The 14,007-nt window shown below is 68.9% G+C and carries 13 protein-coding genes; 8 read left to right on the top strand and 5 right to left on the bottom strand.

Features of this window, described 5'->3' with window-relative positions; all coding sequences use genetic code 11:
- Nucleotides 1–178: 178 nt before the first annotated feature.
- Nucleotides 179–1,819 (bottom strand): gamma-glutamyltransferase family protein, encoded by a 1,641-nt coding sequence (locus tag WS95_RS06410; RefSeq protein ID WP_034208318.1) that lies wholly within the window; start codon nt 1,817–1,819, stop codon nt 179–181.
- Between the two features lie 211 nt (nt 1,820–2,030).
- On the opposite strand from WS95_RS06410, the gene WS95_RS06405 reads away from it, so the two are divergent.
- Both WS95_RS06405 and WS95_RS06400 read left to right on the top strand, forming a co-directional pair.
- Nucleotides 2,031–2,810 (top strand): DeoR/GlpR family DNA-binding transcription regulator, encoded by a 780-nt coding sequence (locus WS95_RS06405; protein ID WP_034208319.1) that lies wholly within the window; start codon nt 2,031–2,033, stop codon nt 2,808–2,810.
- A gap of 301 nt (nt 2,811–3,111) precedes the next feature.
- Complete coding sequence (locus tag WS95_RS06400; RefSeq protein ID WP_006477892.1) at nt 3,112–3,309, top strand: hypothetical protein; 198 nt, start codon at nt 3,112–3,114, stop codon at nt 3,307–3,309.
- Nucleotides 3,310–3,399: 90 nt separating this feature from the next.
- On the opposite strand, the gene WS95_RS06395 is transcribed toward WS95_RS06400, so the two are convergent.
- On the bottom strand, nt 3,400–3,768 hold the full coding sequence (locus WS95_RS06395; RefSeq protein WP_034208320.1) for a hypothetical protein: 369 nt from the start codon (nt 3,766–3,768) through the stop codon (nt 3,400–3,402).
- 162 nt (nt 3,769–3,930) lie between these two features.
- Here WS95_RS06395 and glpD point away from each other — a divergent pair, with 162 nt between their 5' ends.
- From glpD to WS95_RS06380, 3 genes are all read left to right on the top strand, one after another.
- Complete coding sequence (glpD, locus tag WS95_RS06390) at nt 3,931–5,454, top strand: glycerol-3-phosphate dehydrogenase (RefSeq protein ID WP_059822899.1); 1,524 nt, start codon at nt 3,931–3,933, stop codon at nt 5,452–5,454.
- 104 nt (nt 5,455–5,558) lie between these two features.
- Entirely contained in the window at nt 5,559–7,061 is a 1,503-nt protein-coding gene (gene glpK, locus WS95_RS06385; RefSeq protein WP_034208322.1) for a glycerol kinase GlpK, read from the top strand.
- An 80-nt stretch (nt 7,062–7,141) separates the two neighbouring features.
- A complete protein-coding gene (locus WS95_RS06380) occupies nt 7,142–7,858 on the top strand; it encodes an MIP/aquaporin family protein (RefSeq protein ID WP_027785355.1) in 717 nt (238 codons plus the stop codon).
- A gap of 201 nt (nt 7,859–8,059) precedes the next feature.
- On the opposite strand, the gene WS95_RS06375 is transcribed toward WS95_RS06380, so the two are convergent.
- From WS95_RS06375 to WS95_RS06365, 3 genes are read right to left on the bottom strand one after another with little or no spacing between them, the layout of a single operon-like run.
- The gene (locus WS95_RS06375; RefSeq protein ID WP_059822898.1) at nt 8,060–9,313 is read right to left on the bottom strand and encodes an NAD(P)/FAD-dependent oxidoreductase; all 1,254 of its coding nucleotides are present in this window, start codon (nt 9,311–9,313) and stop codon (nt 8,060–8,062) included.
- Nucleotides 9,314–9,317: 4 nt separating this feature from the next.
- Complete coding sequence (locus WS95_RS06370; RefSeq protein ID WP_059780537.1) at nt 9,318–9,626, bottom strand: non-heme iron oxygenase ferredoxin subunit; 309 nt, start codon at nt 9,624–9,626, stop codon at nt 9,318–9,320.
- Between the two features lie 34 nt (nt 9,627–9,660).
- Nucleotides 9,661–10,743, bottom strand: a complete 1,083-nt coding sequence (locus WS95_RS06365; RefSeq protein ID WP_059822896.1) for a fatty acid desaturase family protein — start codon at nt 10,741–10,743, stop codon at nt 9,661–9,663.
- Between the two features lie 165 nt (nt 10,744–10,908).
- On the opposite strand from WS95_RS06365, the gene WS95_RS06360 reads away from it, so the two are divergent.
- The 3 genes from WS95_RS06360 (at nt 10,909) to WS95_RS06350 (ending at nt 13,996) form a co-directional block, all read left to right on the top strand.
- Nucleotides 10,909–11,973, top strand: coding sequence for a LacI family DNA-binding transcriptional regulator (locus WS95_RS06360; protein ID WP_034208326.1), 1,065 nt, complete (start codon nt 10,909–10,911; stop codon nt 11,971–11,973).
- Nucleotides 11,974–12,116: 143 nt separating this feature from the next.
- On the top strand, nt 12,117–13,172 hold the full coding sequence (locus WS95_RS06355) for a hypothetical protein (RefSeq protein WP_059822895.1): 1,056 nt from the start codon (nt 12,117–12,119) through the stop codon (nt 13,170–13,172).
- Nucleotides 13,169–13,996, top strand: coding sequence for a TIM barrel protein (locus tag WS95_RS06350; RefSeq protein ID WP_059822893.1), 828 nt, complete (start codon nt 13,169–13,171; stop codon nt 13,994–13,996). Before WS95_RS06355 ends, WS95_RS06350 begins: the two co-directional genes overlap by 4 nt.
- Nucleotides 13,997–14,007: the final 11 nt, after the last annotated feature.

Below are 14,007 nucleotides of genomic sequence, written 5' to 3'. Positions count from 1 at the left end.
CTCCAAAGCACTGACCATACCCGACAGGCGCAGTTCCACGGCGTCCGTTGCCGTTCGTTAGACGAGGCCTTCGAACCGCTTGCGCGCGTGCGACGGTATCCGTCGCACCAAACGAAACGGGCGGCCGTCGGGCCGCCCGCGATGCATGGAAATTGCCGGTAACGCTGGAAGCGATCCGTCAGAAACCGGCCGCGAGCCCGTCGCGCCGGCTGTCGCTCGCGGCCACGTAGCCGCGCTCCGGATCGTCGGGATCGAGGCGCCAGACGAACTGCCCCGAACCGAAATCCATGTAAGGATCGTCAATCGACTTGATCGTGTGGCCGCGGGCGGCCAGCGCGTCGACCGTCGCGCGGTTCATCGTCGCCTCGACGTCGAGCGTGAAGTCGCGGTTGACCTTCCAGCGCGGCGCGCAACATGCGGCCTGCGGCTGCTGGCCATAGCCGAGCATCCGCACGACGGTCTGCAGGTGGCCCTGCGGCTGCATGTCGCCGCCCATCACGCCGAAGCTCATCACGGCCTCGGTGCGGCCGTTGGCTTCCTCGGTGACGAACGCCGGGATGATCGTGTGGAACGGCCGCTTGCCGCCCGCGACGACGTTCGGCGAAGCCGGGTCCATCGAGAAGCCGTGCCCGCGGTTCTGCAGCGCAATGCCCGTGCCGGGCACGACGAGCCCCGAACCGAAGCCCATGTAGTTCGACTGGATGAAGCTCACCATCATGCCGCGTTCGTCGGCCGCCGACAGGTAGATCGTGCCGCCCGAATGCGGGCGGCCGGCGGCGAAGTGCGTCGCGCGTGCAGGATCGATCAGCTTCGCGCGTTCCGCGAGATAGGCGTCGTCGAGCATCTGTTCGGGCGTGACGTCCATCGCGCGCGGATCGGCGACGTAGCGATAGACGTCCGCGAACGCGAGCTTCATCGCCTCGATCTGCAGATGCTGCGAATCGACCGAGTCGACCGGCCATTCGGTCGCGCCCGCGTGCTCGGCGATGCCGAGCGCGATCAGCGCGGCGATGCCCTGCCCGTTCGGCGGGATCTCGTGAATCGTGTGGCGGCCGAAGCGCTTGCCGATCGGCTCGACCCATTCCGGCCGGTACGCACGCAAGTCGGCTTCGGTCAGCGCCCCGCCGCCTTCGCGCGCGAACGCGGCGATACGCTCGGCGAGCGCGCCTTCGTAGAACGCACGCGCACCGTCCTTCGCGAGCGTGCGCAGCGTCTGCGCATGACCGGGCAGGCACATGCGTTCGCCGACGAGCGGCGCGCGGCCGCGCGGCATGAAGGTGTCCGCGAAGCCGGGCAGGCCCTGCAGTTCCGGAACGGCCGCCGCCCACTTGTGCGCGACGATCGGCGACACCGAATAGCCGCGCTCCGCGATCTCGATCGCCGGCTCGAGCAGGTCCGCGAACGGCAGCGAACCGAACTTCGCGTGCAGCGCTTCCCAGCCCGCGATCACGCCCGGCACGGTGACCGTGTCCCAGCCGCGCGTCGGCTGGTTCGCGATGCCGCGCGCGTTGGCGCCGTGGCGCTTGCGGAAGTAGTCGACGTTCCACGCGGCCGGCGCGACGCCCGATGCATTCAGCCCGGACAGCCGCTCGCCGTCCCACACGAGCGCGAATGCGTCGCCGCCGAGCCCGCACGACACGGGCTCGACGACCGTGATCGCGGCGGCCGCGGCCAGCGCCGCGTCCACCGCGTTGCCGCCCTTCCACAGCATCCGCAACCCGGCCTGCGCGGCAAGCGGGTGCGACGTCGACACGACGTTGCGCGCGAACACCGGGATGCGGGTCGACGGATACGGGTTGTGCCAGTTGAAATCAGTCATCGATACCACCTCGTCGAAAGCCGGTTGAACGCGCCCGCGCGAGCGGGCAATCCGCCATTGCAGCGCGATCGGCGCAATCGCACAAATTCATTTGTCACATGAATCCATGCAATTTCTACATGAATCATGTGCGACGACGGCCGGCTGGCCGGCCGAACGCCGTTGCCGCCCTTACAATACCCGCTCCGTCTCACGACCCGACCATCGAGCCATGACCCGAGATCCCCGCCTCACCCTCAACGCGCGCCAGCAGGAACTGCTCGAATGGGTGCAGCGCGACGGCTTCGTGACCGTCGACGATCTCGCCGCGCACTTCGCGGTGACGCCGCAGACGATCCGCCGCGACGTGAACTGGCTCGCCGACCTGAACCTGCTGCGCCGCTACCACGGCGGCGCGAGCCTGCCGACCAGCTCGGAGAACGTGTCGTATACGGCGCGCCAGCGGATGTTCCACGACGAGAAGCGGCGCATCGCGGCGCTCGCGGCGTCGCACATCCCCGACCAGGCGTCGCTGTTCATCAACCTCGGCACGACGACCGAGGAAGTCGCGCGCGCGCTGAACCGCCATCACGGGCTGCACGTGATCACGAACAACCTGAACGTCGCGTCGATGATGAGCGGCTACCCCGACTGCGAGGTGCTGATCACGGGTGGCATCGTGCGGCCGTGGGACAAGGGTATCGTCGGCGAGCTCGCGATCGACTTCATCCGCCAGTTCAAGGTCGACTACGCGATCATCGGCACGTCGGCGATCGAGGCCGACGGCACGCTGCGCGATTTCGACACGCGCGAGGTGCGCGTCGCCGAGGCGATCATGCAGCACGCACGCACGGTCTACCTCGTGACCGACCATTCGAAGGTCGGCCGCCCGGCGCTGGTGCGCCAGGGCCATCTGAGCCAGGTGCACGCGCTTTTCACCGACAAGCCGCTGCCGCCCGACATGGCCGACACGGTGGCCGCCGCCGGCACCCAGGTGTACGTCGCGGAATGACGCTCGCGATGCTGCAGCGCACCTGAAACTTCAAGTGAAATCAAGAAGTTGACGCCGCGCGCGGACCGCTCGCGGCGGGCCCTTCTGTCAAACGGAAAATTAACGGGGCACGATTTGTCGTTGCCTGCGCACTCGACTAGACTCCAGTTCCCCGGCCCGTTCGCCGATCCGCCTGTGCCAGGGCGGTGCGAATCGCAGGCCGGCGAATGCAGCTTTTCCCCCCAAGCCATACCCTCGCGGGGTATCGCGCGGCGGCGTGTGCGCCGGCCGCGCGGGCAGTCCGATTGCCATGGAGAGAACGATGCTGAGTCCGCATGAATTCGCCACGCTCTTGCTTGTGAAGGACGCGCCTGATCAGCGCGACATGGATCGGGATGAACTGGACATCCTGCTCGAACAACAGCTCGTCCGCCTGGAAGGCCTCGGCTCGGGACGCAAATACTGCGTGACCGAGACCGGCGACGCCGCGCTGCGATCCATCAAGTACCGCTATTCGTAAGCCCCGCCGCTTTGACCCGAACGCGCGGCCGGACTCCGGCCGCGCGTTCGTTCCGGCCTCCCGCCTGCCCGCCGTTCGCCGCCGCCGGCATCAGCCGCCGCGCAGCGTCGGATCGACCGCCGCCCGCCAGCTGATGGCCTGCGCGCGCGCCCCGTTGAAATAGGCGATCCAGCCGGCGCGCGCCGCCGCGTCGGGCGCCACATAGTGAGTCGAAAGTTCGTTTACGAACGCACAATAGTTCGCCTCGGTCAGCCCGCGATACCGTTTCGCGACGTACGCGTCGTACAGCGCCGAGTAGACCGGCTGCGCGTCCGCGCCCCAGTCGCGCGCCGCGCCGCCGCACGACGTCTGCAGGTCGACGAACGACGGCGCCCGCCAGTTGCCGGCGAGCGGCGGCATACCCGCGCTGCACCCCGCCAGAAGGACGGCGCCCACGCCGGCCCACATCCCAATACGCATGATTCACCTCGCGAAACGGTCGATCCCGCCAGTATCGTCCGGGATCGGCGGACGCGCTACTGGCCCCGCTTTTTCGAACTTTACTTTTTCGATTTCGTTCGTTAAATTTCGAATTCGAACATTTCATGTTCGCCCCATTTCAACAGACGATAAGGACAGCAGGTGACCCAACCGAATCGCTACGATCTGCTCGTCGTCGGCGGCGGCATCAACGGCGCGGGGATCGCGCGCGATGCGGCCGGCCGCGGCCTGTCGGTCATGCTCTGCGAGCAGGACGACCTCGCGTCGCACACGTCGTCGTCCAGCACGAAGCTGATTCACGGCGGCCTGCGTTACCTCGAGTACAACGAGTTCGGGCTGGTGCGCAAGGCGCTGCAGGAACGCGAAACGCTGCTGCGCGCGGCGCCGCACATCATGTGGCCGCTGCGCTTCGTGATGCCGCACATGCCGAACCTGCGCCCGGCCTGGCTGATCCGCATCGGCCTGTTCCTCTACGATCACCTCGCGAAACGCGAACTGCTGCCCGGCTCGCGCGGCATCGACATGCGCCGCCATGCGGCCGGCGCGCCGCTGATCGACTCGATCAAGCGCGGCTTCGTGTATTCCGACGGCTGGGTCGACGACGCCCGCCTCGTCGTGCTGAACGCGATGGATGCAAAGGAGCGCGGCGCCGAGATCCTGACGCGCACGAAGCTCGTTTCCGCCGAGCGCCGCGGCGACGCATGGGAAGCGCGGCTGCAGCAGGCCGACGGGTCGATCCGCGTCGTGCATGCCCGCGCGATCGCGAACGCGGCCGGCCCGTGGGTCGGCGAAGTGCTGCACGGCGCGCTCGGCCGCGGCGCGCATCACAGCGTGCGGCTCGTGAAGGGCAGCCACATCATCACGCGCCGCCTGTTCGATCACGACCACGCGTACATCTTCCAGAACCCGGACAAGCGGATCATCTTCGCGATTCCGTACGAGCACGATTTCACGCTGATCGGCACGACCGACGTCGAATACACGAACGATCCCGCGAAGGTCGCGATCGATCGCGACGAAACGCAGTACCTGTGCGATTCGATCAACCGCTACTTCAAGCGCAAGATCTCGCCGGCCGACGTGCACTGGACCTATTCGGGCGTGCGCCCGCTGCTGGAAGACGAGAACGCGGCGAACGCATCGGCCGTCACGCGCGACTATCGCCTCGAGCTCGACGACGGCGCGGGCGCCCCGCTGCTGTCGGTGTTCGGCGGCAAGATCACGACGTTCCGCAAGCTCGCGGAAGAAGCCGGCGACATGCTGTGCCGCGCGCTCGGCCGCGACGCGAAGACCTGGACTGCCGGCGTCGCGCTGCCCGGCGGCGACATCGCGAACGCGAAGTTCGACGAGTTCGCCGGCGCGTTCGCGAAACGCCATCCGTGGCTGCCCGCCGCACTCGCGCGCCGCTATGCGCGTGCGTACGGCACCCGCGCGGAGCGCGTGATCGACGGCGCGAAGTCGCTGGCCGATCTGGGCGCCGAAATCGCGCCGGGCATCCACGACGCGGAACTGCGCTACCTGCGCGACGCCGAATGGGCGACCTGCGCGCAGGACGTGCTGTGGCGACGCTCGAAGCTCGGGCTGCACGTCGCGCCCGGCACGCTCGATGCGGTGACCGCCGCGGTCGACGCATGGTTCGCCGCCGCGCATGCGCCGCACGCCTGATTCGAATGCTGTTGCAGTTGCCTGACCGACGTTGACTCACCGACGCGCCGCCCACATGCGGCGCGCATCACAACTAAGCCAATCCACGGATGGAGATGAGAGACATGCAGGACCAGTACATCCTCGCGCTTGACCAGGGCACCACGAGTTCCCGCGCGATGCTGTTCGATCGCCAGGGCAATATCGTATCGATCGCCCAGAAGGAATTCGAACAGATCTACCCGCAACCCGGCTGGGTCGAGCACGACCCGCAGGAAATCTGGTCGACGCAAGCCGGCGTCGCCGCGGAAGCCGTCACGCGCACGGGCCTGAACGGCACGTCGATCGCCGCGATCGGCATCACGAACCAGCGCGAAACGACGATCGTCTGGGATCGCGAGACGGGCCAGCCCGTCTACAACGCGATCGTCTGGCAGGATCGCCGCACGGCCGACTTCTGCGATTCGCTGAAGCAGCAGGGCCTCGAAGCGAAGGTGCGCGCGAAGACCGGCCTGCCGATCGACGCGTACTTCTCCGCGACGAAGATCCGCTGGATTCTCGACAACGTGCCGGGCGCGCGCGACAAGGCGCGCCAGGGCAAGCTCGCGTTCGGCACCGTCGACAGCTGGCTCGTGTGGAACTTCACGAAGCACGAGCTGCACGTGACCGACGTGACCAACGCGTCGCGCACGATGCTGTTCAACATCCATACGCGCGAGTGGGACGGCGAGCTGCTCGAACTGCTCGACATCCCGCGCAGCATGCTGCCGGAAGTGAAGGCGTCGTCGGAGATCTACGGCCACACGAAGACCACCGTGTTCGCGTCGAAGATCCCGCTCGCCGGGATCGCCGGCGACCAGCACGCCGCGCTGTTCGGCCAGATGTGCACGACCTCGGGCATGGTGAAGAACACCTACGGCACCGGCTGCTTCCTGATGATGAACACCGGCGACAAGCCGATCGAGTCGAAGAACAACCTCGTCACGACGATCGCGTGGCAGATCGGCGACGACGTGCAGTACGCGCTCGAAGGCAGCATCTTCATCGCGGGCGCGGTCGTGCAGTGGCTGCGCGACGGCGTGGGCCTCATCAAGACGGCCGCGGAAATCGAGGCGCTCGCAGCCAGCGTGCCGCATACCGACGGCGTCTACCTCGTGCCCGCCTTCGCCGGCCTCGGCGCGCCGCACTGGAACGCACGGGCGCGCGGCTCGGTGTTCGGCGTCACGCGCGGCACGAGCGCCGCGCATCTCGCCCGCGCGGCGCTCGATGCAATCGCGTACCAGTCGCTCGACGTGCTGGCCGCGATGGAAGCCGACTCGGGCATCAGCATCGGCGAGCTGCGCGTCGACGGCGGCGCGAGCGCAAACAACCTGCTGATGCAGTTCCAGGCCGACCTGCTCGGCGTCGACGCGGTGCGTCCGCAGATCACCGAGACGACCGCGCTCGGCGCGGCCTACCTCGCGGGCCTCGCGATCGGCTACTGGAAGAACCTCGACGAAGTGCGCGACCAGTGGCAGCTCGATCGCCGCTTCGCGCCGTCGATGCCGAAGGAGCAGGTCGAGCAGCGCATGGCCGGCTGGCAGCGTGCGGTGCGCGCCGCGAAGGCATGGGCCGACGACACGCAGTAACCGCAACACCGTCGAACGAAATACAACAACACCGGCGGACCGCGCAGCGCGCGAGTCCGCCGCACTCTACGAGAGACAACATGTCACCTTATATTGCGGAATTCATCGGCACGGCGATCCTCGTGCTGCTCGGCAACGGCGCGGTCGCGAACGTGCTGCTTGCGAAGACCAAGGGCAAAGGCGCGGACCTGATCGTGATCGTGATGGGCTGGGCGATGGCGGTATTCGTCGCCGTCTACGTGACCGCGTCGTTCAGCGGCGCGCACCTGAACCCGATCGTCACGATCAGCCTCGCGCTCGCGGGCAAGTTCGCGTGGTCGAAAGTCGGCGGCTACGTGCTCGCGCAGATGCTCGGCGGGATGGCAGGCGCGTTGCTCGTGTGGCTCGCGTATCGCCAGCACTTCGCGAAGGAAGCGGATGCGGACCTGAAGCTCGCAGTGTTCTGCACGGCGCCGGCGATCCGCAGCGTCACGCACAACGTGCTGACCGAAGCGATCTGCACGTTCGTGCTGATCCTCGGCGTGCTGTACCTCGCGTCGCCGCAGGTCGGCCTCGGCGCACTCGACGCGCTGCCCGTCGGCCTGCTGGTGCTCGGCATCGGCATCTCGCTCGGCGGCCCGACCGGCTATGCGATGAGCCCCGCGCGCGACCTGTCGCCGCGCATCATGCATGCGCTGCTCCCGATTCCCGGCAAGCGCGACAGCGACTGGCGCTATGCGTGGGTGCCGGTCGTCGGCCCGCTGCTCGGCGGCGCCGCGGCAGCCGGCCTGTATCTGCACCTGCACGCGACGATCTGATCGCGGTTTCGCCCGAGCTGGCGCGCGGCAGCGGTTGCCGCGCGCTGCCGCGCTCTCCGCTTCTTCCCCCGCTTCATTCTCACGTCGTCGTCGGCGGCTGTCGCCGCTCGTCGGTCGTCGTCGGATGCCTGTCGTCGGCCATCGCCGTCTTCGTCGCTGTCGACCCGCCTGAGGCCGCGCTCGGGCCGGCACCGCAGCGCGTCACCGCCGATCGCTCGCGGCCGATACCAGCGACTTCAGCTTCACCGCCGCATCCGCGACTGCGCCCGGCGTCACGTCGATCCCGCGCTCGACCAGCATGCGCGCGACGCGCATTTCCTTCGCGAATCCCGCTGCACGGCCGAAGCCGCTCGCCGCGACGAGCCGCTCGCTCGCGTCGAAGTGGAAATGAATCTCGACGTCCTCGCCGAGCATGCGCGCGACCGTGCGCTCGCCGAGTGCCGGTTCGCCGGCCACCTGCAGCTGCGCGTCGTATTGATCGGACCAGAACCACGGCGTGTCGCGATACGGTTCGTCGGCACCCAGCATGTTGAGTGCGGCGACGCGTGCCTGCGTTTCGGCGCCGTGCCAGGTTTCCTGACGCACGAGCCGCCCGGACGACCCGCTCGGGAACACCGCGACATCGCCGGCCGCATAGATGCCGGGCGCCGACGTCTCGAGCCGCGCATTCACGACGATCCCGCGATCGACAGCGAGGCCCGCCGCACGCGCCAGCTCGTCCGCGGGTTCGATCCCGATGCCGGCGACCACGGTATCGGCGATCAGCGTGTCGCCGTCGTCGAGCACGACGGCCAGTGCGCCGTCCGGCCTGCGGGCAATCGCGACGGGCCGGCGGTTCAGGCCGATCGCGACGCCCCGCTGCACATGCAGCGCATGCACGCGTGCCGCGATCGGCTCGGGCACCGCGCGGCCGAGCAGACGCGGCGCCGCATCGAGCACGGTCACGCGGCAGCCGCGCTGCCGCGCCGACGCCGCGACTTCGAGACCGATGAAGCCGCCGCCGATCAGCACGATCCGCGCGTCGGGCACGAGCCGCGCGCCGAGCGCGGCCGCATCGTCGAGCGTGCGCAACGCGACTACGCCGTCGAGCGCCGCGCCCGGCACGCCCAGACGGCGCGCGCGGCCGCCCGTGGCGAGCAGCAGCGCGTCGTAGCCGAACACGTGCCCGCCCGACAAGCGCACTTCGCGTGCGCGCGGATCGATGCGCTCGACGGTCGCGACGATCCGCTCGATACGATCGGCCGCCCATGCGTCGGCATCGCGCAACCGACATTGCGCCGCGCTGCGCTCGCCGGTCAACACGCCCTTCGACAACGGCGGCCGCTCGTACGGCCAATGCGGCTCCGCGCCGATCAGCACGATGCGCCCGCGCCAGCCGGACGCGCGCAGCACCTGCGCCGCGCGGCCGCCCGCATGGCCCGCGCCGACGATCGCCATCACCCGGTCGCCCGTCATCGCGTCATACCTCGATCAGGATGCGGCCGTCTTCGATCTTCGCGCGGTAGGTGCGCAGCTTCTCGCACGCAGGCGCCGACAGCGGCCGGCCGTCGCGCACGTCGAAGCGGCCGTTGTGCTTCGGGCATTCGATCACGTGATCGATCACGAGCCCGTCCGCGAGATGCACGTGCTCGTGCGTGCACAGGCCGTCGCTCGCATAAACCTCGCCGTCGATCCGGTAGATCGCGTACGTGCGGCCGGCATGATCGAAGCGCGCGACGTCTTCGTCGTCGATGTCGTCGAGCGCGCCGGTGTCGATCCATTGCGTCATGGTGTGTCTCCTTCGTCGGGATAGTCGATCACTGCTAGGCGCGCGCGGCACCGGGCACCGGCCGCACGACGTAGTCGGACGGGTCGCGCGTCTGCCGGACCAGCGCCGGCACGATCTCCGCATACGCGGCCAGCGTGCTGCGGTACGGCGGCGGCATGTCGGCCTTCACGGCTTCGTGCAGCTTCGGCAGCGCATGGAACGGCACCATCGGGAACATGTGGTGCTCGACGTGATAGTTCATGTTCCAGTACAGGAAGCGGAACACCGGATTCATCATCACGGTCCGGCAGTTGCGCCGGTGATCGAGCACGTTCTCCGGCATGCCCGCGTGCTGCGTGAGGCCGAAATACAGATACAGCCATGCGCCGTAGAGGCTCGGCAGCCCGATGTAGAGCAGCGGCAGGATCGTGCGCCAGTACACCGCGGCGCCCGTCACGAGCACGTAGATCGCGAGATGAATGCGCGACTCGCGCACGACCTTCGGCCATTCCGATTCGGGCACGTAGGTGCGCTCCTCGTCGTCGAGCCGGCCGGTGACCGACACCGCGAGCATCTTGCGCAGCTCGCCGGCCACGTGCTTCAGCGCGACGACGTTCAGCGCGAGCGCGAGCCAGTCGGTCGGCTTCGGCGCGGCGATTTCCGGATCGCGCCCGACGACCAGCGTGTCGGTGTGATGGCGCGCATGACTCCAGCGCCATGCGGTCGCGCGGCGGAACACCTGGAACGACGCGACCTGGTACAGCACGTCGTTCATCCAGCGCGTGCGGAACGCGGTGCCGTGCCCGCATTCGTGCCAACGCGAATCGGCGGGGCTGCAGTAAAGCGTGCCGTACACGAAGAACGCCGGGATCGCCCACGCCGAATGCGCACGCCACGCCAGCCACGCGAGCGCGCCGCTGATCGCGATCGCCGCGTACCAGATCAGCGTGTCGCGAATCGCACGCGCATCGCCGCGCTGCACCAGCTGCTTCATCAACGGCCGCGGCACCGCGCAGCGGTACCACGCGGCGTTCACGAGCCCGGCCGCGTGCGCGCGCTCGCCGGCGCCGCCGATCATTCGGTATTCCTGACGGCGCGCTGCCGTGCGCGCGCGTGCCGGGTCGTCGGTATGGGCCACTTCTGTCTCCTCGGGTTCTCGTGCGCGGCAAGCGCTTCGCAACAAGACCGAAATTAGGCGAGCGGCCGCCCCGCCTCAATCGAAACGTTGACGAAATTTCGCCATCGCTTTAGCGTTCCCGACAACGCCACGCGATCGATGGCGCCCCCCACGATGGAGACGACCATGGCAGGTGAATCCGGGCCGCGCTGGCGCAAGCGCACCGCGCGCTTCGACGAGATCGCGGCGCTCGCCGGCGTCAGCACGACGACCGTCGACCGCGTGCTGAACGAACGCGGCAGCGTCTCCGCGCAGGCGCGCGAACGCGTGGTGGCGGCCGCTCGGCAGCTCGGCGTGCCGCGGCAACTGCCCGACACGCGGCACGGGCTGATCCACGTCGACGTGCTGCTGCCGGATACCGACGCGCCGTTCTTCCGACGATTGCAGCAGGCGCTGCAGCGCTCGCTGCAGATGCTCGACCGACGCGTGGTCGTGCACCGGACGATCCTGCCCGCCGCCGACGACGAGCGCGCCGCCGCGCTGATCGAACGGCCCGCGTACCGGCGCGCGGCGCTGATCGTCACCGCGCACGACACGGCCCGCATGCGCGACGCGCTCGCCGGCGCGATCGCGCGCGGCGAGACCGTCGTCACGATGGTCACCGACATCGGCGGCATCGACCGCGCGCACTTTGCCGGCATCGACAACTATCGCGCCGGACGCACGGCCGGCTACTACATCGGCCGACTCGCGGCGCGCCCCGGCCGCGTGCTGCTGCTCGGCGGCCGGATGGGCTACCGCGCGCACGCCGACCGGATGGCCGGCTGCCGCGACCAGCTCGCCGACGCGTTCGCCGCCGTGCGCTGCGACGACGCGCCGGTCGAGACGCTCGACCAGGACGACCGTTGCTACCGCGCGGTGTCGAAGGCGCTGCAGGCGCACGACGACGTGGTCGCGATCTACAACAGCGGCGCCGGGTCGGCCGGGATCGAAGCGGCGCTGCGCAAGGCCGGTGCGATCGGGCGCGTCGTGTGGATCGGCCACGAGATGATCGACCTGCACCGCACGTTCATCGAAGCCGGCGCGATGGATCTCGCGATCGATCAGGATCCCGACGGGCAGGCGCTTTCCGCGCTGCAGCACGTGCTGCATGCGTGCGGCATCGTCGAACAGCCGCCACCGGACGACCCGGTCGAATTCCGCGTGTTCTGTCCGGCGAACGTGAGAACGAGCGCGTACCTGCACGCGTGAATCGCGCCGCACGGCGTGCCGCAACCTCGCGACGAAAAAATCGATCGCCGCATTGGCGATATTTCGTCAACGTTTGTCATGCGGCTCGCGCCGCGCATCCGTACAGTGATCAGCCATCAACAGACGACGACGGACAGGAGACGATGGCTGAACCGATCCTCATCGGCGTGAACCTCGACGGCGTGCTCGAGCACGACGGGCTGCCGCCGCCCACGCCCGCCGAGCGCTTCCGGATGGTCGCCGCCGCCGGCGTGTTCGATTACGTCGAAAAGAACCCGGTGCGCGGCGAGGACCTGTCGCCGTATTTCGCGCTGGTCGACCGCCACGCGCTGCCGATTCGCGTGATCGGCGGCATCTGGCGCGCGGGCCGCGACGAAGCGCATGTCGCCGAGATCGTCGCGGCAGGCGCCCGCTTCGGCAGCACGGTGCTCAACTGCCAGTTGTTCGCGCACCACGCGGACGGCCATCCGCTGTCGGATCGCGAAGTCGCCGATTTCTACCTGCGCGCCTACGCATGGGGCGAGCCGGTCGGCTGCCTGCCGAGCCTCGAAGTGCACGTCGACATGTGGAGCGAGCATTTCGCGCGCGTGGCGCGCGTCGCACGGCACGTCGAGCAAGCCGGCGCACCGTTCCGGATCACGCTCGATCATTCGCACCTGCTGTTCAAGATCGGCAATCGCGCCGAACTCGACGCGGCGGGCCTGCGCGAGTCGGCCGACGGCGGCCGCGCGATGCTCGACCCGGCATCGCCCGCCGCGATCTACGCCGACTGGATCGCGCGCGGCTGGGTCGGGCACGCGCATGCGCGCAGCGTGACGCCGAACAACCCCGACAACCGCTGGATGCGCCGCGCGGACGGTAGGCCCGGCCGCGGCATCCAGTATCCGTTCGTCGCACCCGCGCCGGGCGCCTATCACGGCGAATGGCGTGCAGAGGAGCTCGATCCGTGGAAGACCGCGCTGCATCAGTTGCTGCAAGCGCAAGCGCAGGCTCCCGCTGGCGCCCAGCCGGCACGACTCGAACAGATCAGTTGCGAATTCATTCCGTTTCCCGACTACGGAGGCGGTGCACGCTATTCGATCTTCGACAACAACGTCGCGTGCGCGCAATGGCTGCGCGACGCCTGGCAAGCGCTTGCCGCGCATGCCGACACCCGATCCGGACCCTGCCCCACTCGAGCCCCAAGGACAGAACGATGACGCAAGCCTTCCACTTTTCGCTGAACCGGATGAGCGCGCCGCGCTTGCCGCTCGACCGCTACGTCGCGCTGTGCCGCCGCCTCGGCGTCGATGCCATCGAGATCCGCAACGATCTCGATGGCGTCGAGCTCGCCGACGGCACGCCGGCGGCCGCCGTACGCGCAACGGCCGAAGCTGGCGGCGTGACGATTCTGACGATCAACGCGCTGCAGCGCTTCGAGCAATGGAACGCCGAGCGCGCGGACGAGGCGACCGCGCTGGCCGACTACGCCGCACAATGCGGCGCGCGTGCGCTGGTACTGTGCCCGACCAACAGCCGCGGCGACACGCGCGGCGCGGACGCGCGCCATGCGGATCTCGTGACGGCGCTGCAGGGGTTGAAGCCGATCCTTGCGGCCCGCGGCCTGCTCGGCTTCATCGAGCCGCTCGGTTTCGAGGAATGCGCGCTGCGCCGCAAGTCGGACGCGGTGAAGGGCATCTACGCGGCGGCGGGCGAATCGGTGTTCCGGCTCGTGCACGACACGTTCCATCATCACCTCGCCGGCGAAGACATTTTCTTCCCGAACCTGACGGGCCTCGTGCACCTCTCGGGCGTCGAGGAAACCGACCTGCCGGTCGACCGCATGCGCGACGGCCACCGCGTGCTGGTCGGCGGCGCCGACCGGCTCGGCAACATCCGGCAACTGCGCGCGCTGCTCGCGCGCGGCTACCGCGGCGCGTTGTCGTTCGAGCCGTTCGCGAGCGAGATCGCCGAAGCCGGCGACATCGAGGACCGGCTGCGGGCGAGCATCGACTATGTGCGCGACGCGCTGGCGGATCGCTGAGCGGACGGTCG

The organism is Burkholderia sp. MSMB1826, from assembly GCF_001526325.1.
In the GTDB taxonomy this organism is placed as follows: Bacteria; Pseudomonadota; Gammaproteobacteria; order Burkholderiales; family Burkholderiaceae; genus Burkholderia.
This window is presented reverse-complemented; position numbering and strand designations above follow the sequence as displayed.

Bases quoted from the DNA above. Each gene is read 5' to 3' on its own strand.
- WS95_RS06410 (WP_034208318.1), bottom strand. From the start codon at position 1,819: ATGACTGATTTCAACTGGCACAACCCGTATCCGTCGACCCGCATCCCG.
- WS95_RS06405 (WP_034208319.1), top strand. From the start codon at position 2,031: ATGACCCGAGATCCCCGCCTCACCCTCAACGCGCGCCAGCAGGAACTG.
- WS95_RS06400 (WP_006477892.1), top strand. From the start codon at position 3,112: ATGCTGAGTCCGCATGAATTCGCCACGCTCTTGCTTGTGAAGGACGCG.
- WS95_RS06395 (WP_034208320.1), bottom strand. From the start codon at position 3,768: ATGCGTATTGGGATGTGGGCCGGCGTGGGCGCCGTCCTTCTGGCGGGG.
- glpK (WP_034208322.1), top strand. From the start codon at position 5,559: ATGCAGGACCAGTACATCCTCGCGCTTGACCAGGGCACCACGAGTTCC.
- WS95_RS06380 (WP_027785355.1), top strand. From the start codon at position 7,142: ATGTCACCTTATATTGCGGAATTCATCGGCACGGCGATCCTCGTGCTG.
- WS95_RS06375 (WP_059822898.1), bottom strand. From the start codon at position 9,313: ATGACGGGCGACCGGGTGATGGCGATCGTCGGCGCGGGCCATGCGGGC.
- WS95_RS06370 (WP_059780537.1), bottom strand. From the start codon at position 9,626: ATGACGCAATGGATCGACACCGGCGCGCTCGACGACATCGACGACGAA.
- WS95_RS06360 (WP_034208326.1), top strand. From the start codon at position 10,909: ATGGCAGGTGAATCCGGGCCGCGCTGGCGCAAGCGCACCGCGCGCTTC.
- WS95_RS06355 (WP_059822895.1), top strand. From the start codon at position 12,117: ATGGCTGAACCGATCCTCATCGGCGTGAACCTCGACGGCGTGCTCGAG.
- WS95_RS06350 (WP_059822893.1), top strand. From the start codon at position 13,169: ATGACGCAAGCCTTCCACTTTTCGCTGAACCGGATGAGCGCGCCGCGC.